This is a genomic window from Xylanimonas sp. McL0601, from assembly GCF_049852175.1.
Classification (GTDB): Bacteria; Actinomycetota; Actinomycetes; order Actinomycetales; family Cellulomonadaceae; genus Xylanimonas.
Genome location: NZ_CP187527.1, coordinates 1,299,119 through 1,322,888 on the forward strand (window position 1 = coordinate 1,299,119; position 23,770 = coordinate 1,322,888).

General features: G+C 72.9%; 18 protein-coding genes and 1 pseudogene. 13 read left to right on the forward strand and 6 right to left on the reverse strand.

Annotated elements, in window-relative coordinates:
• Nucleotides 1–2: 2 nt before the first annotated feature.
• Entirely contained in the window at nt 3–2,192 is a 2,190-nt protein-coding gene (locus tag ACO4JP_RS05890) for a prolyl oligopeptidase family serine peptidase (protein ID WP_425956452.1), read from the reverse strand.
• A gap of 206 nt (nt 2,193–2,398) precedes the next feature.
• On the opposite strand from ACO4JP_RS05890, the gene adhE reads away from it, so the two are divergent.
• The 6 genes from adhE (at nt 2,399) to ACO4JP_RS05920 (ending at nt 9,652) form a co-directional block, all read left to right on the forward strand.
• A complete protein-coding gene (gene adhE, locus ACO4JP_RS05895) occupies nt 2,399–5,116 on the forward strand; it encodes a bifunctional acetaldehyde-CoA/alcohol dehydrogenase (RefSeq protein ID WP_425956453.1) in 2,718 nt (905 codons plus the stop codon).
• A gap of 417 nt (nt 5,117–5,533) precedes the next feature.
• Nucleotides 5,534–7,009, forward strand: a complete 1,476-nt coding sequence (locus ACO4JP_RS05900; RefSeq protein ID WP_425956454.1) for a sensor histidine kinase — start codon at nt 5,534–5,536, stop codon at nt 7,007–7,009.
• Complete coding sequence (locus ACO4JP_RS05905; protein ID WP_425956455.1) at nt 7,006–7,416, forward strand: roadblock/LC7 domain-containing protein; 411 nt, start codon at nt 7,006–7,008, stop codon at nt 7,414–7,416. The genes ACO4JP_RS05900 and ACO4JP_RS05905 overlap by 4 nt, the downstream gene beginning before the upstream one ends.
• Before the next feature lie 37 nt (nt 7,417–7,453).
• Entirely contained in the window at nt 7,454–7,819 is a 366-nt protein-coding gene (locus tag ACO4JP_RS05910) for a DUF742 domain-containing protein (protein ID WP_425956456.1), read from the forward strand.
• The gene (locus tag ACO4JP_RS05915) at nt 7,800–8,423 is read left to right on the forward strand and encodes a GTP-binding protein (protein WP_425956457.1); all 624 of its coding nucleotides are present in this window, start codon (nt 7,800–7,802) and stop codon (nt 8,421–8,423) included. Before ACO4JP_RS05910 ends, ACO4JP_RS05915 begins: the two co-directional genes overlap by 20 nt.
• Nucleotides 8,420–9,652 carry a cytochrome P450 gene (locus ACO4JP_RS05920; RefSeq protein ID WP_425956458.1) on the forward strand — a complete coding sequence of 411 codons (1,233 nt, stop codon included), beginning with the start codon at nt 8,420–8,422 and terminating at the stop codon, nt 9,650–9,652. The genes ACO4JP_RS05915 and ACO4JP_RS05920 overlap by 4 nt, the downstream gene beginning before the upstream one ends.
• A 52-nt stretch (nt 9,653–9,704) precedes the next feature.
• On the opposite strand, the gene ACO4JP_RS05925 is transcribed toward ACO4JP_RS05920, so the two are convergent.
• Nucleotides 9,705–11,192, reverse strand: coding sequence for a flavin-containing monooxygenase (locus ACO4JP_RS05925; protein ID WP_425956459.1), 1,488 nt, complete (start codon nt 11,190–11,192; stop codon nt 9,705–9,707).
• A gap of 144 nt (nt 11,193–11,336) precedes the next feature.
• On the opposite strand from ACO4JP_RS05925, the gene ligA reads away from it, so the two are divergent.
• On the forward strand, nt 11,337–13,688 hold the full coding sequence (gene ligA, locus ACO4JP_RS05930) for an NAD-dependent DNA ligase LigA (protein WP_425956460.1): 2,352 nt from the start codon (nt 11,337–11,339) through the stop codon (nt 13,686–13,688).
• Complete coding sequence (locus ACO4JP_RS05935; RefSeq protein ID WP_425956461.1) at nt 13,663–14,934, forward strand: WS/DGAT domain-containing protein; 1,272 nt, start codon at nt 13,663–13,665, stop codon at nt 14,932–14,934. The genes ligA and ACO4JP_RS05935 overlap by 26 nt, the downstream gene beginning before the upstream one ends.
• A 2-nt stretch (nt 14,935–14,936) precedes the next feature.
• Here ACO4JP_RS05935 and ACO4JP_RS05940 read toward each other — a convergent pair whose 3' ends face one another.
• From ACO4JP_RS05940 to ACO4JP_RS05950, 3 genes and pseudogenes are all read right to left on the reverse strand, one after another.
• Complete coding sequence (locus ACO4JP_RS05940; RefSeq protein ID WP_425956462.1) at nt 14,937–15,071, reverse strand: hypothetical protein; 135 nt, start codon at nt 15,069–15,071, stop codon at nt 14,937–14,939.
• A gap of 253 nt (nt 15,072–15,324) precedes the next feature.
• A pseudogene (locus tag ACO4JP_RS05945) lies at nt 15,325–15,822 on the reverse strand (dihydrodipicolinate synthase family protein); the annotation flags it as partial.
• Nucleotides 15,823–15,875: 53 nt separating this feature from the next.
• Complete coding sequence (locus ACO4JP_RS05950) at nt 15,876–17,054, reverse strand: ROK family protein (RefSeq protein WP_425956463.1); 1,179 nt, start codon at nt 17,052–17,054, stop codon at nt 15,876–15,878.
• A gap of 76 nt (nt 17,055–17,130) precedes the next feature.
• On the opposite strand from ACO4JP_RS05950, the gene ACO4JP_RS05955 reads away from it, so the two are divergent.
• Genes ACO4JP_RS05955 through ACO4JP_RS05975 form a run of 5 tightly spaced genes read left to right on the forward strand, consistent with a single transcriptional unit; the run spans nt 17,131 to nt 23,013 of the window.
• Nucleotides 17,131–18,651 carry a sugar ABC transporter ATP-binding protein gene (locus ACO4JP_RS05955; protein ID WP_425956464.1) on the forward strand — a complete coding sequence of 507 codons (1,521 nt, stop codon included), beginning with the start codon at nt 17,131–17,133 and terminating at the stop codon, nt 18,649–18,651.
• Nucleotides 18,648–19,667 (forward strand): ABC transporter permease, encoded by a 1,020-nt coding sequence (locus tag ACO4JP_RS05960; protein ID WP_425956465.1) that lies wholly within the window; start codon nt 18,648–18,650, stop codon nt 19,665–19,667. The genes ACO4JP_RS05955 and ACO4JP_RS05960 overlap by 4 nt, the downstream gene beginning before the upstream one ends.
• Nucleotides 19,668–19,709: 42 nt before the next feature.
• Nucleotides 19,710–20,765 carry a substrate-binding domain-containing protein gene (locus tag ACO4JP_RS05965; RefSeq protein ID WP_425956466.1) on the forward strand — a complete coding sequence of 352 codons (1,056 nt, stop codon included), beginning with the start codon at nt 19,710–19,712 and terminating at the stop codon, nt 20,763–20,765.
• Nucleotides 20,765–21,964, forward strand: coding sequence for a Gfo/Idh/MocA family protein (locus tag ACO4JP_RS05970; protein WP_425956467.1), 1,200 nt, complete (start codon nt 20,765–20,767; stop codon nt 21,962–21,964). The genes ACO4JP_RS05965 and ACO4JP_RS05970 overlap by 1 nt, the downstream gene beginning before the upstream one ends.
• 47 nt (nt 21,965–22,011) lie before the next feature.
• Nucleotides 22,012–23,013, forward strand: coding sequence for a sugar phosphate isomerase/epimerase family protein (locus ACO4JP_RS05975; RefSeq protein WP_425956468.1), 1,002 nt, complete (start codon nt 22,012–22,014; stop codon nt 23,011–23,013).
• A 15-nt stretch (nt 23,014–23,028) separates the two neighbouring features.
• Here ACO4JP_RS05975 and ACO4JP_RS05980 read toward each other — a convergent pair whose 3' ends face one another.
• A complete protein-coding gene (locus ACO4JP_RS05980; protein ID WP_425956469.1) occupies nt 23,029–23,610 on the reverse strand; it encodes a GNAT family N-acetyltransferase in 582 nt (193 codons plus the stop codon).
• Between the last annotated feature and the right edge of the window lie 160 nt (nt 23,611–23,770).

Below are 23,770 nucleotides of genomic sequence, written 5' to 3' on the forward strand. Positions count from 1 at the left end.
GGTCAGGCCCCCCGCAGCCCGAGGCGCTGCCCCAGGAACGTCCACGCGAGTGCCGCCATGTGCGCCGCCTGAGCGTTCGTGGCTGCGCCGCCGTGGCCTCCCTCGATGTTCTCGTCGTAGGTCACGTCCGCGCCGACGGCGTCGAGCAGCGCGGCCGCCTTGCGCGCGTGCCCGGGGTGCACGCGGTCGTCGCGCGTCGAGGTCAGCAGGAGCACCGGCGGGTACTGGCGGCCGGCCTCGATGCGGTGGTACGGCGAGTACTCGCGCAGCCAGGCCCACTGCTCCGGGTCGTCGGGGTCGCCGTACTCGGCCATCCACGAGGCGCCCGCCAGCAGGTGCGAGTACCGCTTCATGTCCAGCAGCGGCACCTGGATGACGAGCGCCCCGAAGAGCTGGGGATACCGCGTGAGCATGTTGCCCACCAGGAGCCCGCCGTTCGAGCCACCCTGCGCGCCCAGGTGCGCGGGCGAGGTGACCCGCCGTTGCACCAGGTCGGCCGCGACGGCGGCGAAGTCCTCGAAGGCGCGGTGCCGGTCGCGGCCCAGCGCCGCCTGGTGCCACGCCGGCCCGTACTCGCCGCCGCCACGGATGTTCGCGACGGCGTACACCCCGCCGTGCTCGAGCCACGACCGCCCGAGCGACCCCGAGTACGACGGCGTCAGGGAGATCTCGAACCCGCCGTACCCGTACAGCAGCGTGGGGGCGCTCCCCTCCGCGGCCGTGTGCCGCGGCCGGTGCAGCACGTCCTCGCGCCCGACGACGAAGTACGGCACGCGGGTGCCGTCGTCGGACGTGGCGAAGTGCTGCTCGGCGACGAGCCCGTCCGCGTGGAAGAACGCGGGGGCGGACTTGAGCGGGTCGAGCGTGGCCCCGGCCGCGCCGATCGTCGCGAGCGCGAGCGTCGACGGCGTGAGGTACCCGGTCGTGACCACCCACACGTCGTCGCTGTCGACGGGGTCGACGGCTCGCACGCCGACGGTCGCGACGGGGTCCGTCGCGGGGAAGTCCGAGCGTTCCCATGCGCCGCCTGCCTCGGGCGGCGTGAGCACGTGCAGCCGGTTCTTGACGTCGTCGAGCACGTTGACCACGAGGTGGTGGCGCGTCCAGGTGGCGCCCGCGAGCGACGTCGTGGGCGTGGGCTCGAACAGCACGGTGAGCTCGCGCGAGCCGGCGAGGAACGCGTCCGCGCCGGCCGCGAGCAGCGACCCGGCCCGGTAGATGACTCCGCCGACCGCCCAGTCGTCGCGCAGCTCCACGAGCAGCCACTCCCGGTGGAACCCGACCTCGGCGGACTCGGGCACGTCGATGCGCGTGAGCGCCTGATCCGGGGTCCCGACGCCGGACGCCAGGAACGTCTCGGAGCGGTAGAACGCGATCGACCGGTGCACGACGTCGCGCTCGAACCCCGGCGTGCGCGAGCGGCGGCCCGAGATGTACAGGTCGTCCTCGCGCCCCTCGTAGACCGTCGCGGCATCGTCGAGGGGAGTGCCGCGGCGCCACAGCTGCACGGTGCGCGGGTAGCCCGACGTCGTCGTGGTGCCCGGTCCCCGGTCGGTGAACACGTAGACGGAGTCCTCGTCGGCCCAGGCGAGCCCGCCCTTCGCGCCGCCCGAGGCGGGGTCGTGGGGTGCGGTGGCGCGTTCGAACCCGTGCGGGGCCGGGACGAACCGCTTCTCGACCAGGTCGAACTCGCGCGTGACGTCGGCGTCGGACCCGGCGACCGACAGGTCGACGAGGGCGCGCCGCCACGGCTCGCCGGCGGCGACCTGCTCGGGGTCGGGGCGCAGCACCGACGCGCCGTGCCAGACCCAGCTCACACCCTCCTCGAGCGCCAGCGCGTCGAGGTCGAGGACCGTCTCCCACTCCGGCGTGGCCGTCCGGTAGGAGGCGGGGGTCGTCCTGCGCCACAACCCGCGTTCGTGCACGCCATCACGCCAGAAGTTGTAGAGGAGGTCTCCGACCCTGGAGACGTCAGGGATCCGCTCGTCGGAGTCGAGGACCTCGAGGATCGCGTCACGTGTCGCCTCGAACTGAGCTCCGGCGCCGAGCGTTCGCCGCGTGTGTGCGTTCTGCTCGCGGACCCAGGCGAGCGCTGCGGGGCCTGCCACGTCCTCCAGCCACGCGAACGGATCGGCCCCGTCGGGGTCCAGCGGAGTGTGGGGAACCGGGTCGTGGTCTGCGGCGACGCCCATGCTTCCGCACCCTAGCGGGCATCGGCGGGCCGCGCCGAGGATCACGCCACCAGCCTCGACGGCGGTCCGTGCAGCGTGCGCCAGGGTTCATGACGAGACACGCCTCACACCCGGGCCCACTTGTGGTCTGACCACACTTGTGAAACCCTTCACAAGGAACGCGGACAGCCGGGATCCACGAGATCCCCCCTCAGGAGGAGATACCCGTGAGCACGACCACGACGAAGAAGACGAAGCCGGCCGACCAGGCCGTCATCGTTCCCGACCCCGCCGCGGAGGTGGACGCCCTCGTCCAGCGCGGCCTCAAGGCGCTCGCTGCCTACGCTTCCTTCACGCAGGAGCAGATCGACCACATCGTCAAGAAGGCCTCGGTCGCCGCGCTGCACGAGCACGGCAACCTCGCCAAGCTGGCCGTCGACGAGACCGGCCGCGGCATCTTCGAGGACAAGGCCACCAAGAACATCTTCGCGTGCGAGCACGTCACGCACTCGATGTCCGGCGTCAAGACCGTCGGCGTCATCGGCCGCGACGACCTGCGCGGCATCGTCGAGATCGCCGAGCCCGTCGGCGTCGTCGCCGGCGTCACCCCGGTGACCAACCCCACCTCGACCGCGATCTTCAAGAGCCTCATCGCACTCAAGACGCGCAACCCGATCATCTTCGGCTTCCACCCGAACGCGCAGCAGTCGTCGCTCACCGCCGCGCGGATCGTGCGCGACGCCGCCATCGAGGCGGGCGCGCCCGAGGACTGCATCCAGTGGATCGAGCACCCCTCGATCCAGGCGACGTCCGAGCTCATGAACCACCCGGGCGTCTCCCTCGTGCTGGCGACCGGCGGCAACGCGATGGTCCGCGCCGCCTACTCGACCGGCAAGCCCGCCCTCGGCGTCGGCGCCGGCAACGTCCCGGCGTACATCGCCAAGGACGCCAAGCTCGGCCGCGCGGTCAACGACATCGTGCTGTCCAAGGGCTTCGACAACGGTGTGGTGTGCGCCTCCGAGCAGGCCGCCATCATCGACACCGAGATCTACGACGAGGCGCTCGCGGAGTTCCGCAAGCTGCACGCCTACGTCGTCACCCCCGAGGAGAAGGCGAAGCTCGAGGAGTACTTCTTCGGCGTCACCGCCGACTCGGCGAACTGTGCGGGCGCCAAGCTCAACGCCGCCGTCGTCGGCAAGTCGGCCGTCTGGCTGGCCGAGCAGGCCGGCTTCACGGTCCCCGCGGACACCTCGATCCTCCTCGCGGAGATCTCGAGCGTCGGCCCGCAGGAGCCGCTGAGCCGCGAGAAGCTCTCGCCGCTGCTGGCCGTGCTCCGCGCGCACAGCACCGAGGAGGGCATCCGCCTCTCCGAGCAGATGGTGGAGTTCGACGGACTGGGTCACTCGGCCGCGATCCACACGCTCGACAAGGAGCTCTCGGAGGAGTTCGGCCGCCGCGTCAAGGCCGTCCGCATCCTGTGGAACCAGCCGTCGGCCCTCGGCGGCATCGGCGACATCTACAACGCCTTGATCCCCTCGCTGACCCTGGGCTGTGGCTCCTACGGCCACAACTCCGTGTCGAACAACGTCTCGGCCATCAACCTGATCAACGTGAAGCGCGTGGCGAGGCGGAACAACAACATGCAGTGGTTCAAGGTCCCGCCGAAGACGTACTTCGAGCCGAACTCGATCCAGTACCTGGCCGACATGCGTGACGTCGAGCGCGTCACCATCGTCACCGACCGCGTCATGAGCACCATCGGCATCGTCGACAAGGTCCTCGACGTCCTGCACCGCCGCACCAACCCCGTGGCCGTGCAGATCATCGACACCGTCGAGCCGGAGCCGAGCGTCGGCACCGTCATCCGTGGCGCCGAGCTCATGCGCGACCACCGCCCCGACACGATCATCGCGATCGGCGGCGGCTCGCCCATGGACGCCGCCAAGGTCATGTGGCTCAAGTACGAGAACCCCGGCCTGGAGTTCGCGGACCTGCGCGAGAAGTTCTTCGACGTCCGCAAGCGCGCGTTCCAGTACCCGACACTCGGCAAGGTCGCACAGCTCGTCTGCATCCCGACGTCGTCGGGCACGGGCGCCGAGGTCACGCCGTTCGCGGTCATCTCCGACCCGGAGACGGGCTACAAGTACCCGCTGGCCGACTACGCGCTGACCCCGTCGGTCGCGATCATCGACCCGGTGCTGACCGCCTCGATGCCGACCAAGCTCGTCGTCGACTCCGGCATGGACGCCCTGACGCACGCCACCGAGGCGTTCGTCAGTGTCTACGCCAACGACTTCACTGACGGTCTGGCGCTCCACGCGATCAAGCTCGTCTTCGAGAACATCGAGAAGTCGTTCCAGGGCGGCGCCGGCCTCGAGGATGCCCGCGAGAAGATGCACAACGCTGCGACGATCGCCGGCATGGCCTTCGGCAACGCGTTCCTCGGCATCGTGCACGCGATGTCGCACACCGTGGGTGCCCAGTTCCACCTGATCCACGGCCGCACCAACGCGATGTTCCTGCCCTACGCGATCCGTTACAACGGGCTCGTCCCGGGCAAGGTCACCGGCTGGCCGAAGGCGGAGAAGTACGTCGCCCCGGAGCGGTTCCAGGCGATCGCCAAGCACCTCGGCCTGCCGGCCTCGACGCCCGAGGAGGGCGTGGAGTCCTACGCCCGCGCGGTGCGCGAGCTGGCCGACCGCATCGGCGTCGAGAAGTCGTTCGCCGAGCAGGGCGTGTCCGAGAAGGACTTCGTCGGGGGCCTCGACGCGCTCGCGATGCGTGCCTACGAGGACCAGTGCGCGCCGGCCAACCCGCGTCTGCCGATGCTGCAGGACATGAAGGACATCATGGTCGCGGCGTACTACGGCATCTCGCACGAGGAGGTCGCGAGCAAGCGCCGCGACGGCATCGACTACCTGGACATGAAGCCCCGCAAGGGCTGAGTCGAAGGCTCCCGCTCCTCGCCCCCTCCTCCGGGTGCAGGCGGCGGACGGCACCCGGGTCGTGGCCCGGGTGCGCACCCCGCACGGGGTGCCCCCGGTCCCAGGGTTCGTGGCCCAGGGACCGGGGAACCGTGCGAGCGGGATCGTGGCCCCGCTCGCGCCGCGCCGGCACTGCCGGCGACGGCGTCCGGATCGTGGCCCGGACGCCTTGACGGGCCCGGCGGCGCACAGCGCCGCCGGGCCTTGTCGCGTCCTGAGACGACTCGGCGCGCTCTTCCGCCCCCTGCTCGCCCTGTGGTAGAAACTGCGAGTCAATGCCGTTTGCCCATGTCAGGCGCATATTTCCGTTCGCGGGACTGCGGCGTTCCTGCTGCCCGACGACGGGTCGCGGGCCAAGTCATCTCCAACGGGGGTCTGGTGAGCTCGACGTACTCTGCCGGGTCGGCCGTGCTGCGCCAGGTCGTGCCGTGGCTGTGCGCGGCCGTCATGGCCGCGTATGTCGGCCTCTCGCTCACGCTCACGCCACCGGTGGGCGGCGTGACGGGGGCCGGCTGGACGGCGGGCGGCCTGGTGGTCCTGATCGCCCTGGTGGCCGCCGTCGTGGCGCACCGGGTCGAGGCGGCCGACCGCAAGGCGACCCGGCGCCTGCAGGCGCAGTGCAACCACCTCGCGGAGCGGGCCGAGGCCGCCACCCGTGCGCTCGACGCCGTCGTCCTCGAGCAGCTCCCCGCCTTCCTCGCGGACGAGCCCGCACCTCCGCTCCCTTCTCTGCCCATGGCGGCGAGGGCCCGCCTCGACGAGGCGGCCGCCGCCCTCGAGCACGTGCGCGTGGACCGTGCGTCGCGCCGTGAGGCCGTCGAGGTTGCGGTCGTCGCGCTGGCGCGCAAGGTCCAGGCGTCTGCGCACCGCATCCAGGAGGAGGCGGCGCGCATGGTGCAGCGCCACCCCACCGACCCGGACGTCCTGCAGACGTCGATGCGCGTGGACCACGCCGCCGCGCAGCATGCACGGCAGGCGCAGGGCCTCGCGACCCTCTGCGGCCACGCGCCCGGCCAGCAGTGGAGCGAACCGCTGCCCCTTCCCGACGTCGTCAAGGGCGCGGCGGGCCGGATCACCGCGTTTCATCGGGTCGAGACCTCGGGCGACCCGGGGGTCGCCGTGGCGGCGCGGGCCGTCGAGCCGCTCATGCACCTCCTGGCGGAGCTGCTGGCCAACGCGACGCAGTCCTCGCCCCCGGGCACCCAGGTGCTCGTCGTGCTGCGGCACGTGCAGCGCGGTGCCGTCATCGAGATCGACGACTGCGGGGTCGGTCTCGACCACCAGCAGCTCGAGCGGATCCGCGAGATCGCGTCGGGCACGCGCGTCGTCACGATCGCCGACCTGGGCAGCATCCCGCAGACGGGCCTCGCCGTCGTCGGCACGTACGCGCGCCGGCACGGGTTCCGGATCGAGCTCATGGAGTCCGTCTACGGCGGCCTGCGCGCCGTCGTCATGGTCCCGGCCGAGCTCGTCGAGGGGATCGCGACGCCCGACGTGCCCGCGTCTGACGACGCGTGGCCGGCCGATCTGCCCGCGGTCCTCGTCGAGGCGCCGCCCGCCCTTGCCGAGGCTCCCGCGGTTCTCCGCCCGGCCGGCGGCGCAGTGCCCCCGCTGCTCCCGCAGCGCCGCTCGCGCCGTGCCGACGCCCCGGCCGCGCCGGAGCCCGCTCAGCCCGCCGTCGACAGCCTGGTCCGCGCCCAGACGGCCGCGGCCGCAGGCGAGTGGATGGGCGCGTTCTTCGGCGCCGGCGCCCCAGCTTCCATGTCCCCGGACGCCGCCACCCTCGGCGACCACGTCCCGAACGACAGCATCGAGCCGCTGGGTCAGCCCGGCGGAGTAGCGGAGGACCGATGACGACCGAGGCGATGCAGGCCCCGCCCGACGCCAACAGCTGGATGCTCGACCTCGTCAGCGGTGTCAAGGGCGTGCAGCACGTCGTCGTGCTCACGTCCGACGGCCTGATGAAGGTGCGCACCGACCACACCCCGCTCGACGTCGCCGACAAGGTGGCGGCCGCGTGCGCGGGCCTCGTCGCCCTCGGGCACGGCATGAGCCGCGAGTTCGGCCAGAGCGACGCCATCCGGCAGATCGTCGTCGAGTTCGACGGCGGGTTCCTGTTCGTGCGCGGAGCCGGCGACGGCTCGCGCCTCGCCGTCATCACGGAGGCGGCGGTGGACCCGGGACTCGTGGCGCAGCAGATGCAGGCCCAGGTGCTGATGATCGGCGAACGCACGCTCGCGACCGACGCCGTCTCGTCCTGAGGGCACCGACCGACCGAAGCGACAGGGGAGCGACGCGATGAGTGTGGAGCAGCGGCCGCAGGAGTATCGCGACCACCCGGTGCGCTCGTACGTCCTGACGGGCGGCCGCTCGCACCCGACGCGCAACACCCTGCGTCCCGAGACGCTGCTGCTCGCGGTCGACCCGCCGCGGCTCCCGCCGCCCGCGGACCGGCAGGCGCGCGAGCTGGTCCGGCTGTGCCGGGGCACGCTCGCCCTCGCCGAGGTGGCTGCGTACCTCGGGCTGCCGGTGAGCCTCGTGACCGTCCTGGTGTCCGACCTCGTCGACGGCGGGTACCTGACGCTCCGGTCGAACCATCAACCCCACCTGCTTCCTGGCAGGGGAATCCTGGAGACGGTCCTCGATGGACTCCGCAACCTCTGAGCCGATGCCCCCGGCGTCCGGCCGGCACCTGCCCGCGAGCGTGGCACGGTCGGTCAAGGTGCTCGTCGTGGGTGCTTTCGGGGTGGGCAAGACGACGATCATCCGGTCGGTCAGCGAGATCGAGCCGCTGAGCACGGAGGAGCGCATCACCACCGCGAGCGTGGGCATCGACCCGGACCTGCCCCGCAAGTCCACGACGACGGTCGCGATGGACTTCGGGCGCATCACCGTGAGCGAGGACACCGCGCTGTACCTGTTCGGGACCCCCGGCCAGCGCCGGTTCTGGGACCTGTGGGCGGGCCTGGCAGACGGTGCGGTGGGCGCGCTGGTCATGGTGGACATGCGCCGGCTCGAGGCCAGCTTCGAGGTTCTCGACCAGCTGGAGCTGCGGACCACGCTCCCGTTCGCCGTCGTGCTCAACCGCTTCCCCGACTCGCCGGACCACCCGCTCGACCAGGTGCGGGAGGCGCTCGACCTGCTGCCCGAGACGCCGATCGTCTCGTGCGACGTGCGGGACCGGGCGTCGGCCGTGGGTGCGCTCGTCACGCTCGTCGAGCACGCGCTGGCGCAGTCGGGCCGCGGCGCCGAGCCGGTGCCGGCATGAGCTCGCCCGTGCCGGTCCTGCGCGTCGAGGACATCGAGGGCCGCGTACCGCTGAGCGACATCACGTCCGCCCGCGCCCCGGAGCTGGTCTACGAGCGGCTGCGGACGCGATGGGGCGCCGTCGCCCCCGTCGACCTCGAGCCCGGCGTCCCCGCCTGGCTGGTGCTCGGGTACGACGAGGCCGTGTCCGTGCTGCGCGACGACCTGCAGTACACGCGCGACTCGCGTCGGTGGCGCCGGCTCGCCGACGGCGAGCTCCCGCGGGACTCGGCCGTCCGCGCGCTGCTGGCCCCGGGTGACGGTGTCCACCACGTCGACGGAGCGCAGCACCGGCGCCTTCGCGCACCGATCGACGACGCGCTCGGAGCCGTCGACGAGAAGCGTCTGGCGCAGACCGTGGCCGTCACGTGCGACGCCGTCATCGACCGGCTCGCCGTCCGGGGCGAGGCCGACCTGGTGGCGGACTACGCGGTCGCGGTGACCGTCATGGTGCTCGCTGAGCTGATGGGGCTGAGCCTTGCCGACGCCAAGCGGATGCACGAGCTGACCGACGCGCTGCGCTCGGGCTCGCCGGAGGCATGCCCGGCGGCCGCCGAGCACGAGAACCTCCTGGCCGTGACGGTCGCCCAGCACCGGGCGGAGCCCGGCGACGACCTGACGACGGTGCTGCTCGGCCATCCGCACCACGTGAACGACCTGGAGACCATGGGCGCCGTCGGCGCCGTCTTCGGCTCGGCGCACGACGGCGAGGTGGCGTGGATCGCCGGCACGCTGCACCTTCTGCTCACCGACCCGGAGTTCAGGGCACGCGTGCACGGCGGCCGCCTCGACCTCGACGGCGCTCTCGACGAGGTCGCGCGCCGCCACCCGCCTCTGCCCCACCTGCTACCGCGGTTCGCCCTCCGGGACGGCGAGCTGGGCGGGCAGCGGATCGCGTCCGGCGACGCCGTCGTGGTGGCCGTCGCAGCGGCCAACGCGGACGGCGCCGTGCGTCCGGACGACCCGTGGGAGGAGCTCGGCTCGCGCTTCCACCTCACGTGGGGAACCGGCGCGCACGCGTGCCCGGCGCACCGGCTCGGCCCGCTCGTCTGCAGGATCGCGGTCGACCGGATCTTGCGCCGCCTGGCCGACATGACCCTGACCGTCCCGGCCGACGCGCTCGAGCTGACGCGGTCGCCGTGGTCGCGCTACCCCCGCCGGCTGCCCGTCCGGTTCACCGCGCAGGCGTAGGCCGCCTCGGCCGGCCCGCGAGACCGGCGCGCGGTCTCGCGGGCCGCTCCGTTCAGGCGCGCAGACGTTCCTTGAGGCGGTCGGTGGTGCCCTGGTAGACGGCCGGGTTGATGGGTAGCAGCCACTGGCGCAGCTTGGTCCCGCTGCTCACGTTGACCTTCAGGTCGTCGAGCGTCTCGTCGATGTTGTGCATCGAGAACGGGATGACGTTGGTGCCGCGGGCGTGCTTGCCCTCCGTGCGCTTCTCCATCCAGTCCAGGCGGTCCGCGACCTGCTCGCGCCGGGCCTCCACGGAGGGGAGGTCGACGCCGCCCGCCAGGTGGGCGGCGATCCAGATGGCGGCGGCCTCGGCCGAGAGCGGGCTGAAGAACGACGAGTTGTACCCGCAGAACGTCAGGTTCGGCACGTCGTGGGGCAGGATCTGCCGGTAGAGCTGGAAGTTGCCGCGGTCGTCGAGCAGCCGTGCGGTGACGTCGTCGTCCAGGAACGGGACGCGCTGGTGGAAGCCCGTGCCGCACACGACCAGGTCGGCGCGCACCCGGGAGCCGTCGCTGAGCTCCGCGAACGGTTCGCCGTCCTCGTCGAGGAAGCGCACGATCTCGGAGTCGCGGTGCACCTTGATCGTGCCGGCCGCCACCTGCTCGAAGAAGCCTTCGGTCGCGAGCGAGACGGTGCTGCGCGCGATGTCCTCGAACTCGCCGTGCGGGACGAGGCCGAGCTTCTTGAGGCCGAGCTGCGCGGTCGTGACCTTGCCCAGGCTCGTGACGAGGGACTTGCGCACCCCGTTGCCGCGGCCGTGCAGGAACCGCTCGCCGGGCGTGGTCAGCGTCTGGTACCGGAAGAGCGCCTCGCCCAGGCGGGACAGGAGCAGGTACTTCATGTTGACGACGCGGCCGACGTGCTTGGGCATCTTCCACAGCAGGTGACGCGCCACGACCGTCGTGCTCGTGGCGACGGTGCCGATCTCGGCCGCGACGTCGCAGGCCGACTTGCCGTAGCCGACGACGACGACGTGCTTGTCGCGCGCGTCGTCGAGCGAGGTGAGCTGGCTCGAGGCGACCAGCTTCCCCCCGGCCCGCACGAGCGAGGCGAACCCCTCGAACTGCGGCAGGACGGGGTCGGAGAAGATCCCGTTGGCGACCACGAGGTGGTCGAACCGCTCGGGCGCCGACACGGCGGAGCCGGCGGTCCGTGCCGTGACCATCCAGCCGTCCTCGGTGGCGGTCGGCTCGGCGCGCACCACCTCGGTGGACAGCCGCAGGCTCGGGCCGAGGCCGTGCTTCGCGACGTAGGACTCGAGGTACGTCTGGACCTGCTCGCCCTGAGGCCACTCCGGGTAGTCGCGCGGCATCGGCAGGTCGGAGAAGGCGTACGAGGCCTTGTTGTTCTGCGTCCGCAGGCCCGTGTAGCGCCGGGTCGCGCTCCACACGCCGCCGACGTCGGGGGCCTTCTCAAAGACGGTGACGTCGTGATCGAATTCGCGCAGGACCTTTGCGCTGGCCAGGCCGGCAAAACCGGCACCGACGACGGCAATCTTCACGGGGTTCCTCGCTTTGGTCGAAATATGGCAATCGCGACAAACCGTACCGGGACACACCTCGACCCCACCAGGGGGAGACGGGGTGATCCGGATGGCGGACCGCTCCGGGGCGCCGGTGTCGGAGGCGTCGGCGAGGATGGTCCCGTGAGCGAGACGACGACGGAACTGGCTGCTGCCGAGCTCGACGAACAAGCGGCGCAGCGCCGCTGGACCGAGCTGCGGAACCTGGTCGAGGCCGACCAGCGCGCCTACTACGAGCAGGACGCCCCGCTGGTGTCCGACGCCGAGTACGACGCCCGCATGCACGAGCTGCAGGCGCTCGAGGCGGCGCACCCGGCCCTGCAGACCCCCGAGTCGCCCACCCAGCGCGTGGGCGGCGCCGCCGCGACGGGGTTCGCCACGGTCGAGCACGTCGAACGCATGCTGTCGCTCGACAACGTCTTCTCGGTCGAGGAGCTGCGCGCGTGGGACGCGCGCGTCGCGCGCGACCTGGGCGCGCAGGACGTCGGCTATCTCTCCGAGGTCAAGATCGACGGGCTCGCCATCGCCCTGCTCTACGAGAAGGGCCGTCTGGTGCGGGGCGCGACGCGGGGCGACGGCCGGACGGGCGAGGACGTCACGGCCAACGTGCTCACCATCACGACCATCCCGCGCACCCTCGGTGGCGACCCGGCCACCCACCCCGACCTCATCGAGATCCGCGGCGAGGTGTTCCTGGCCGTCGCCGACTTCGAGCGCCTCAACGAGGACCTGGTCGCCAAGGGGCTCGCGCCCTACGCGAACCCCCGCAACACCGCCGCCGGATCGCTGCGCCAGAAGGACCCGGGGGTGACGGCGTCACGCAACCTGCGCATGTACGCGCACGGCATCGGCGCGCTGCAGTGGACGGCGGGGGAGCACACCCGGCTGGACCGCCAGTCCGACGCGTACGCGCTGTTCGCGCAGTGGGGCATCCCCGTCTCGCCGCACAACCGGGTCGTGGCCGGCATCGACGACGTCGCCGAGATGATCGAGCACTTCGGCCGGCACCGGCACGACATCGAGCACGAGCTCGACGGCATCGTCGTCAAGGTCGACGCGCTCACCGACCAGGTGCGCCTCGGGGCCACCAGCCGCGCGCCGCGCTGGGCGATCGCCTACAAGTACCCGCCCGAGGAGGTGAACACCCGCCTCGTCGCGATCCAGGTCGCGGTCGGCCGCACCGGCCGCGCCACCCCCTTCGCGGTCATGGAACCGGTCAAGGTCGCAGGCTCGACCGTGCGGCAGGCGACGCTCCACAACAAGGACGTGGTGCGAGCCAAGGGTGTGCGCATCGGCGACGTCGTGGTGCTGCGCAAGGCAGGCGACGTCATCCCCGAGATCGTGGGCCCGGTCTCCGCGCTCGCCGATGACGGGTACCCGCGCGAGGACTTCGTCATGCCCGCCGAGTGCCCCGAGTGCGGCACGCCGCTGCGCCCCATGAAGGAGGGCGACGTCGACCTGCGGTGCCCCAACGCGCAGTCGTGCCCCGCGCAGGTGCGCGGCCGCGTCGAGCACATCGGCTCGCGCGGCGGGCTCGACGTCGAGGCGCTGGGCGAGGTCACGGCGGCCGCGCTCACCCAGCCCGACGTCCCCGCCGAGCCGCCGCTCCACACCGAGGCCGGTCTGTTCGACCTCACGCTCGAGCAGCTCCTCCCCATCGAGGTCGTCGTCCGCGACGCCGAGACAGGCCTCCCCAAGGTCGACGACGACGGCGTGGCCCGCCGGAGAGCGCCGTTCCAGAAGGTCTCGAGGGTGTACCCGCCGGGCACCGAGGACATGGACCCGGCCGAGCGTCGCAAGGCGGGCGTCCGCAAGGACCACGTCAAGGTCGAGCCGTCCACCCAGGCCACCACGCTGCTGCGCGAGCTCGAGCAAGCCAAGACCAAGGACCTCTGGCGCCAGCTCGTGTCGCTCAACATCCGCCACGTCGGCCCCGTGGCGGCGCGGGCGCTCGCGGACTGGTTCGGCTCGCTCGACGCGATCCGGGCGGCCTCGCTCGCGGACCTGGCCGCCGTCGAGGGCGTCGGCCCCGTCATCGGGGCGGAGCTCAAGGCCTGGTTCGAGGAGGACTGGCACGTCGAGATCGTCGAAGCGTGGACCCGCGCAGGTGTCCGCTTCGCGACGCCGGGCCACCCCGGCCCCGAAGCGATGGCGGCGCAGTCCGCCGCGGCTTCGGGGCCGGCCGGTCCGCTCGCGGGGCTCACGGTCGTGGTCACCGGATCGCTCGAGGGCTACACGCGCGAAGGCGCCCAAGAGGCCGTCCTCGCCGCGGGCGGCAAGTCGGCCGGCTCGGTCTCGAAGAAGACCGACTTCGTCGTGGTCGGCGAGAACGCGGGTTCGAAGGCCGCCAAGGCGGAGGCGCTAGGCCTGCCGATCCTCGACGAGGCCGGGTTCACCCTGCTGCTTCAGGGCGGCCCGGCTGCCCTCGCGGGCGTCGGCGAGGGTGGCGATGACCCGGCGGGCGGCGAGTCGTGACGCCCGCCTCCTGACGGCGACGGAGCGCGGCGAGCTCGCGTTCGACGTCGGCCCCGACCCGCGCACGATCGGGGTGACGCTGCGCCTCGCCGGACCCGCGCCGTCCGAAGAACTGCTCGCCGCGATCCTCGAGGACCGGCTGCCGGGCGCGCCACGCTGGGCGTGCCGCGTGCTGCGCCCGTCCGACGGGCCACCCCAGTGGGACCCGGTCGCCGTCGACGTCGCCGCCCACGTCCGCACCGTCGAGCTCGGCTCCGGTGCCGAGGACGACGTGCTCGCCGCCACGGAGCGCATCATGCGCGAGCCGTGGGACCTCGCGGCCGCCCCACCGTGGCGGGTGACGCGCCTGGTCACGCCCACTGGCCCTGACGCCGTCGTGCTGACCCTGCACCATGTGCTGACCGACGGGACGGGCGCGCTCGCGACGGCGTCGGCCCTGCTCGGGATGACGGACCCACCGGAGCCGTCGGCCGCGCCCGCGCCCGCAGGGCCGGTCCGCGGGGTCATCCAAGCGGCGCGGACCGTCGTGCTGGGCGCCGCCGAGGTGGCGGCCGGCTTCGGTCGCGCCGCACCCCGCACGGCGCTCGCCGTCCCGATCAGTCCCGGCTTCCGCCTTACGATCGTCGATCTCGACCTGGCACAGGTGCGCGCCGTCGCCCGCCGCTCCGGCGCGACCGTCAACGACGTCCTGCTCGTCGCGGGCACCGGTGCCATGGGGCGACTGCTGGCCCGCCGTGGCCGGCCGGCCGACCGGCTCGTGTGCAGCGTGCCCGTCTCCCGCGCCCGTCCCGGTGACACGGACCGCCGGGTGCGCACCGGCGTGCTTCGCGTGCCGGTGCCGGTCGATCCCGCGCTGTCCTCGGTCGAGCGACTGCGTCGCACCGCCGCCCGCTCGCGCCGCCGTCGCCGGTTCGCGACGGGGGAGTCGGCACCCCTGCTGGGCGGGGTCTTCGAGCTCTTCGGCCGGCTCGGCATCTACCGGCACGTCCTCGAGCGCCAGCGGGTCATCAACACGGTGGTCAGCAACCTGCGCGGGCCCGCCGAGCCGCTCGCGCTGGCCGGGGTCCCGGTCGCGGGCGTCGTGCCGGTCGCTCCCGGCGTGGGGAACGTGCCGTTGTACTTCACCGCGCTGTCCTACGCGGGCCGCCTCGTCGTGACGCTGCGCGCGGACCACCAGGTGGCCGCGGAGCTGCCGGCGCTCGCGGCCGACCTGCGTGCCGTCGTCGACGAGCTCGCCGACGGTTGAGGTCAGGGCCGACGCGCGACGATCCCGGCCAGCGTCGCGGCGTCGTCCTCCGACACCGGGACGAGCGCGTCGCGCGGCGGAGCGGTCGGGATGCCGAGGAGCCCCGCGAGCGCGTGCAGCGCCGCGATCGGCGGCATACCCGCGATCGCCTTCGCGAGGTCGAGCAGCCACCCGCGCTGGGCGTCGGCCTCCTCGCCCGTCGCGCGCCCGTCGCACGGCCGCGTACTCGGCCGGCGCGAGCGCGGCGATGCCGCTGTGCCACGCGTCCGCCGCGGGTGCGTCGGTGAGCAGCGCGACGTCCCCGCTCAGCCCGACGGCGCAGCCGCCGGTCGCTCGGAGCTCCGCGACCCGCGGGTGCGGCCGCACGGGGAGCGCGGCAGGGTCCTTCACGGCGACGACGCCGGTGTGCTCGCACAGCCACGCGAGGGTCGTGGCCGTCACGTCGAACCCGAGCTGGACCGGCTTGTTGTAGAAGCAGAGCGGCAGGCCCGGGGCGGCGTCGTGCGCGCGGGCGAACAGCGCGCGCACCTGCGCGTCGCCGAGCGGCACGTACGCGAACGGGGCGAGCACGAGCCCGTCCGCCCCGGTCGCAGCCGCCTCGGCCGCGTTCCGCTCGACGCCGTGGGCCGACGCCCCCGCGATGCCCGCGTGTACGGGCACCCGCCCGGCGGCCGCGTCCACCGCCGCCCTGACGACGTCGCGCCGCTCGGGCGGGTCGAACGAGACGCCGGCGCCGGAGGTCGCGAGCACGACGACGGCGTCGGCCCCGGCGGTGGCGGCGCGGTCGACCAGCGTGGCGACGCCGTCGACGTCGGGCGCGCCGTCCTCGCGCAAGGGCGTGATCGGGTACGCGATCAGCCCGGTGAACGGTCGGGTCGTGGCAACCATGCGGCGCACGCTACCGGCCCGGTGTCACCGCCCCGGGGGTCACGCCGCGGCTGTCACGCCCCGAGCCGCGCCTCGACCGCCGCGGGCGACAGGACGTCGTCGATCGCCATCGCACTAGCGCCGAGCACGGCCGCCTCCGCGCCCGTGCGCGCCGTGACGATGCGCAGGTACTGCGTCGCGAGCGGCAGCGAGCGCCGGTAGACCACCTCGCGGATCCCCGCGACGAGATGCTCGCCGGCCTCGGCGAGGACCCCGCCGATCACGATCGTGGACGGGTTGAGCAGGCTCACGCAGGCGGCGAGCACGGCGCCGATGTCCCGGCCGGCCTGCCGGACGGCCTGCGCGGCCGAGACGTCCCCCGCGCGGACCAGCTCGACGACGTCGGCGCCGTGGCGGGTCCGGGCACCCGCCGCCCGCAGGTGGTCGGCGACGGCCTGGGCGCTGGCCACGGCCTCGAGGCAGCCGAGGTTGCCGCACCGGCACGGCACGTCCTCTGCCCCGGGCAGGGCGACGTGCCCGAGGTCGCCGGCGGCGCCCTGCGCGCCGCGCATGAGCAGGCCGTCGGCGATGATGCCGGCGCCGATGCCGGTGCCGACCTTGACGAACAGCAGGTCGCGGACGTCGGGCCACGCGGCGCGGTGCTCGCCGAGCGCCATGATGTTGACGTCGTTGTCGACCAGCACGGGCGCGCTGAACCTGCTGCCGAGCAGACCGGGGACGTCGGCGTCGTCCCACCCGGGCATGATCGGCGGGTTGTTGGGGTGGCCGGTGCGGTGCTCGACCGGGCCGGGCAGGCCCACGCCGACGCCGACGAGCTCGGCCGGCTCGCGTCCGGCGTCGTGAAGGAGCTTGAGCCCCGCCTCGACGACCCAGTCGAGCACGGCGTGCGGTCCGTCGGCGATCGAGAGCGGTGCGCCGAGCGTGGCGAGCACCCGCGAGGACAGATCCGTCACGGCGAGCCGCGCGTGGGTGGCACCCAGGTCGACGCCGAGCACCACGCGGAACGCGGGGTCGAAGGCGAACGTCGTCGGCGGGCGGCCGCCGGTCGACGAGGCCTCGCCCGCGGGTGCCACGAGCCCCGAGGCGATGAGGGCGTCGATCCGGCCGGCGATGGTGGAGCGCGCCTGCCCTGTCTCGGCCGCGAGGTCCGCGCGGGTCCGGGGCCGTCCGTCGCGCAGCAGCTGGAACAGGGCACCGCTCCCGGGTGTGCGGACCTTGGCCACTTCCACCATGGAGATAGTCAACCACGGTCGGGGAGCGACAGGCTTTTGATTGACAGGTGTCAGAAGTGGCCCTAGTTTCGAGCACATGGTGAGTGACGGCGGTCACACCCCGCTGCTGGCGATGCGCAGCATCGTCAAGGTCTTCCCGGGTGCCCGCGCCCTCGACGGCGTCGACCTCGACGTCGCGCCGGGCGAGGTGCACTGCCTGCTCGGCCAGAACGGCGCGGGCAAGTCCACCCTGATCAAGATCCTGTCCGGGGCCCACCAGCCGACCGAGGGCGAGATCACCCTCGACGGCGAGGTCGTCACGATCCCGCACCCGGTCGCGGGCCTGCGGCTCGGCATCGCGACCATCTACCAGGAGCTCGACGTCGTGGACGGCCTGACGGTCGCCGAGAACGTGTGGCTCGGCCACGAGCTCGACGGCGCGGGCTTCACCCGGCGCCGTGAGGCGGCGCGGCGCACGCGCGAGCTGCTCGCGCGCCTCGGGCACCCCGACCTCCCGCCGCACCGCGAGGTGTCGCACCTGTCCGCGGCGGGCAAGCAGGTCGTCTCGATGGCCCGCGCCCTCTCGCACGACGCGCGCGTCATCGTCATGGACGAGCCGTCGGCCGTGCTCGACTCCGAGGGGGTCGAGAACCTCTTCCGCATCGTGCGCGAGCTCACTGCGCAGGGTGTGGCCGTCGTCTACATCTCGCACCGGCTGGAGGAGATCCGCCGGATCGGCGACCGCATCACCGTCCTCAAGGACGGCCGCACGGTCGCGCGCAACCTCCCGGCCGCAACGACCCCGACGCGCGAGCTGATCCGGCTCATGACGGGCCGCTCGGTCGAGTACGCGTTCCCCGCCCGCCCCGGCGTGCGCGACGACGCCCCGGTCGTGCTCGACGTCGAGGGGCTCTCGCTGGGCCGGACGTTCGAGGACGTGAGCATGCAGGCGCGGGCGGGGGAGATCGTCGGCCTGGCGGGCCTCGTCGGCTCAGGCCGCTCCGAGATCCTGGAGACGGTCTACGGGGCGCGCCGGGCCACGGCGGGGACCGTCACGGTCGGTGGGAGACGAGTCCGCCCCGGCGGCGTCGACGCCGCGGTCGCGGCCGGCATCGGCCTGTGCCCGGAGGAGCGCAAGAGCCAGGGCCTGCTGCTCGGCGAGCCGGTGTACCGCAACATCACCCTCTCGACGTTCGGCCGGTTCGCGCGCGCGGGCGTGCTCGACGAGCGCGCAGAGCGGCGCGCCGCGCGCGAGCAGGTCGACGCGCTCGACCTCCGGCCCCCGCAGATCGGCCGCGAGGCGCGCACCCTGTCCGGCGGCAACCAGCAGAAGGCCCTGCTCGCCCGCTGGCTCGTGCACGGGTGCACGGTCCTGCTGCTCGACGAGCCCACGCGTGGCGTCGACGTCGGCGCGCGGGCCGAGATCTACGCCCTCGTCCGCCGCCTCGCCGACGCCGGGACCGCCGTCGTCGTGGTCTCGAGCGAGATCCCCGAGGTGCTCGGCCTGGCCGACCGCGTGCTCGTCGTCGCCGACGGCCGCGTGGTGCACGCCTCCGAGGCCACCGATATCGACGAGCACCGCGTGCTCGACCTCGTCATGGAAGGAAGTGCCGCGTGACCGACCAGGTGGACGTCGCCGTGGACGTCTCGAGGCAGAGCACGGCGCGGCGGCTGCTCGCGTCCGGTGGCGCGCGCAACGGCGGGCTCGTCCTGGCCCTCCTGCTGCTGTGCGTGGTCGGCTGGGCGACGGCGGGCGAGCGCTTCGCGTCCGTGCAGAACCTCGTCGTCGTGCTGGGCCTGGCGGCGATCATCGGCGTCCTGAGCATCGGCATGACGTTCGTCATCACCGGCGGCGGGATCGACCTGTCGGTCGGGTCGGTGCTCGGGCTCGCGTCGGTGTGGGCCTCCACCCAGGCGACCCAGGCGATGGCCCGCGAGACGGGCTGGTTCGTCATGGTCGGCTGCGCGCTGCTGGTCGGCCTCGGGGCCGGGCTGGTCAACGGGGTCCTGGTCGCCTACGGACGGGTCGTGCCCTTCATCGCGACGCTCGCCATGCTGGTCGCCGCACGCGGCCTGGCGGAGCTCATCGCCAACCGCCGCACCCAGCTGGTCGACGTGCCCTCGTTCGAGGCCGCCTTCCGCGGCAACGTGCTCGGCCTGCCGAAGATCGTTTGGATCTTTGCCGCCGTCGCGGTGGCGGGCTGGTTCCTCCTGGCACGCACGACGTTCGGCCGCCGGACCGTCGCCGTCGGCGGCAACGCCGAGGCCGCGCGGCTGGCCGGCATCAAGGTCAGGCGGCACACCATGTACCTCTACGCGCTGACCGGGCTCGCCTCCGGCATCGGTGCCGTCATGATGCTCGCCCGCACCGGGGCGGGCTCGTCCACCAACGGCACGCTCTACGAGCTCGACGCGATCGCCGCCGTCGTCGTGGGTGGGACCTTGCTGGCCGGCGGCCGCGGCACGATCGTCGGCACCGTCCTGGGCGTCCTCATCTTCACGACGCTGACCAACGTGTTCATCATCAACAACCTCGACAGCTCGGTCCAGGCCGTCGCCAAGGGCGCGATCATCGTCGCCGCCGTGCTGCTGCAACAGCGCTTCGCCGCCCGCGAGGGCTCGGCAGGCGGCTGACCCGGTCCGACCCTGCCTCGCGCAACGATCGAAGGAGATCTCATGTCCGCTCGCACGCAGCGCCGGCGCCTCGTGGCCGGCACCCTGGCAGCCGCCACGGCCGTCCTCCTGGTCGCCTGCACCAGCAACCAGCCCCAGCAGTCCGACGAGGCCACGTCCGCCGGCGGGGTCGCCGCCGGCGGCACCCAGAACGACGAGCCGGGCGACAAGGTCGTCATCGGCTTCTCCGCGCCCGCCGCCGACCACGGCTGGATGTCCGCCATCACCTCCGCCGCGAAGGAGGAGGCCGGCAAGTACTCCGACGTCACCCTCCGCGTGGCCGAGGGCACCAACGACGTCAACCTGCAGATCTCTCAGATCGAGGGCTTCATCAACGACAAGGTCGACGCGATCGTGCTGCTCCCGTTCGACGGCGCCGCGCTGACCGACGTCGCCACACGCGCCATGGACGCCGGCATCCCCGTCATCAACGTCGACCGCGAGTTCTCCAGCCCGTTCGCCGCCCGCGCCACGGTCCTCGGCGACAACTACGGCATGGGCGTCTCTGCCGGCACCTACATCTGCGACAAGCTGGGCGACAAGCCCGACGCCGTGATCGCCGAGATCGCCGGCATCGACTCGCTCCCGCTGACGCAGGACCGCAGCAAGGGCTTCAAGGACGCCCTCGCCGACTGCGGCCAGAAGGTCGACGCGCGCGTCGCGGCGGACTTCACCGTCCAGGGCGGCGAGGCCGCGGCGACCAACCTGCTCCAGGCCCAGCCGAAGATCGACGCCATCTGGAACCACGACGACGACCAGGGCGTCGGCGTGCTCCAGGCGATCGAGAACGCCGGCCGCGACGAGTTCTTCATGGTCGGCGGCGCCGGCTCGGCCAACGTCATGCGCCACATCAAGGACGGCGACAGCGTCCTGGAGGCCACCGTCATCTACCCGTCCACGCAGGGGGCCGACGGCGTCAAGCTGGCACGCCTCGTCGCGCAGAACAAGACGATGGGCGACCTGGCGTCGCTCGGCGTGCCGCGCACCGTCCGGCTCTTCGCCCCGGTGGTGACGGCCGACAACGTCGACGACTACATGTCGATCGGCTTCGAGTCCTGATGGGCCCGCAGGAGGAGCGCCCCGAGCTGGGCGTCGGGATGGTCGGGTACGCCTTCATGGGGGCGGCGCACTCGCAGGCCTGGCGCACGGCCCCGAGGTTCTTCGACCTCCCGCTCGCGCCCCGGATGCGTGTCGTCGCCGGCCGCGACGCCGCGGCTGTCGAAGCCGCGGCGTCCCGGCTCGGCTGGGACGCCGCGACCACCCGCTGGCGGGACCTGCTCGAGCGCGACGACGTCGGGCTCGTCGACGTGTGCACGCCCGGTGACACGCACGCCGAGATCGCGATCGCGGCGCTCGACGCCGGCAAGCACGTGCTGTGCGAGAAGCCGCTGGCCAACTCGGTCACGGAGGCCGAGGCCATGGTGGCCGCGGCGGACTCCGCCGCCGAGCGCGGTGTCCTGGCGATGGTGGGCTTCACCTACCGCCGTGTCCCCGCGGTCCAGCTCGCCCGCCGCCTCGTCGAGGCGGGCCGCGTCGGCCAGGTGCGGCACGTGCGCGCGCAGTACCTGCAGGACTGGATCGCCGACCCGCAGGTGCCCCTGTCATGGCGGCTCGACAAGGCGAAGGCCGGGTCGGGCGCGCTCGGTGACATCGGGGCGCACGTCGTCGACCTGGCGCAGTTCGTCACGGGCGAGCGCTTGGTGGGCGTCAACGGGATGCTCGAGACGTTCGTGCGCGAGCGCCCGTACCCGGCGTCGTCCAGCGCGTTGGGCGGTGCCGCGGGCGAGGGCACCGGCCCTGTCACCGTCGACGACGCTGCGGTGTTCCTGGGCCGGCTCTCCGGCGGCGGCCTCGCCTCGTTCGAGGCGACACGCTTCGCCTGGGGCCGCAAGAACGCCATCCGGCTCGAGGTCAACGGGTCGGCCGGCTCGCTGGCGTTCGACTTCGAGGACATGAACCTCCTGCACTACTTCGACGCGTCCGAGGACCCGGCCACGGCGGGCTTCCGCCGGATCGTCGTCACCGAGCCTGGCCACCCCTACGGCGGGCACTGGTGGCCGGCAGGGCACGGCCTCGGCTACGAGCATGCGTTCACGCACCAGGTCGTCGACCTGGTCGGCGACCTGGCCGCGGGTCGGCAGCCGGAGCCCTCGTTCGCCGACGGTCTCGCCGTGCAGCGCGTGCTCGATGCCGTCGAGCGCAGCGCGGCCGACCAGGGCTGCTGGGTCGACCTCCCCGCCGCAGCAACCGCTGGTTGAGCACCGTCGCCCGTTGAGCCTGTCGCAACCCCCGGAAAGGACACCTCATGGCACGCCCGATCACCCTGTTCACCGGCCAGTGGGCCGACCTGCCGCTCGAGGAGGTGGCACGGCTCGCGTCGTCGTGGGGCTACGACGGGCTCGAGCTCGCCTGCTGGGGCGACCACCTGGACCCGTGGCGCTGGGACGACGACGCCTACGTCGACGGCCGGCTCGAGCTGCTCGAGAAGCACGGCCTCAAGGTCTGGGCGATCTCCAACCACCTCAAGGGCCAGGCCGTCTGCGACGACCCGATCGACCAGCGGCACCGCGACATCCTGCCGGACGTGGTGTGGGGCGACGGCGACCCCGAGGGGGTGCGGCAGCGCGCCGCGGAGGAGCTGAAGAACACCGCGCGCCTGGCGGCGAAGCTGGGGGTGAAGACCGTCATCGGCTTCACGGGCTCGTTGATCTGGAAGTACGTGGCGATGTTCCCGCCGGCGTCCGAGGCGATGGTCGAGGCCGGGTACCAGGACTTCGCCGACCGCTGGAACCCGATCCTCGACGTCTACGACGAGGTCGGCGTGCGCTTCGCCCACGAGGTGCACCCGAGCGAGATCGCGTACGACTACTGGACGACGGTCCGCACGCTCGAGGCGATCGGGCACAGGGAGGCGTTCGGCCTCAACTGGGACCCCTCGCACATGGTCTGGCAGGACCTGGACCCGGTGTCGTTCCTGTGGGACTTCCGCGACCGGATCTACCACGTCGACTGCAAGGACACGAAGAAGCGGATGACGAACGGCCGCAACGGGCGGCTCTCCTCGCACCTGCCCTGGGCGGACCCACGGCGCGGCTGGGACTTCATCTCGACCGGGCACGGCGACGTGCCGTGGGAGGACGCCTTCCGCATGCTCAACCGCATCGGCTACGAGGGCCCGATCTCGGTCGAGTGGGAGGACGCGGGGATGGACCGCCTCGTCGGCGCCCCCGAGGCGCTCGAGTTCGTGCGCCGCCTCGCGTTCGAGGCGCCCACGGCCGCCTTCGACGCCGCGTTCTCGTCGCGCTGAAGCGCCTCCGGGAGGTCAGGGGCGGTGCAGCATCACGACGTCGTCGTGCAGCTGGCCGCCGACGTCGTACGTCCGCGTCCCGACGACGTCGAAGCCGTGCTTGCGGTAGAAGGCCTGCGCCCGCACGTTCTGGGCGCTGGTGCCGAGCCACAGCGGCAGCCCGTCCGGGTAGCCGTTCGCGCTCGCGAGCTGCGCCGCCGCCTCGACGGCCCCGCTCATGAGCGCCGACGACGAGCCGCTCCCCCGCGCGAGCGGGTGCGCGTAGAGCTTGGAGAGCTGGACCGCGGGCCCGTCGCTCCCGGTGACTCTGGCCAGAACGCTCGCCGCCTCCACGCCGGTGGGCACCCCCAGGTGCAGCAGCGCGTAGCCGACGAGCTGATCGTCACGCACGGCGACCAGCAGCGTGTGCTCGGGGCTGCGCACCCAGCCGCGGAAGTCGGCCGGCGCGAGGTGAGCGGCGATGTGTCGCGCCATCTCCTCCACGGGCGTCCCAGGCGGGCACGCAAGCGGGAAGCTGGTCGCCGCGAGCCACGCGACCTCGGCAGCTTCGGAGGCCTGAGCAGGGCGGACGACGACGTCGTCGGGGGCTGCGGTCACGCCCCGAATCTATCCACCGTCCGGTGTGGGCGCCGTCACCGCCACCACGGTTGTTGCCACCTCCCAGGGCGTGTAGTGTTCAACGACGTCAGCCCGACAGGCAGACGGACTCCCCAGGGAGGCCGCGCCGGGGTTGAAACTCTCACCGAAAGTTCTGCAG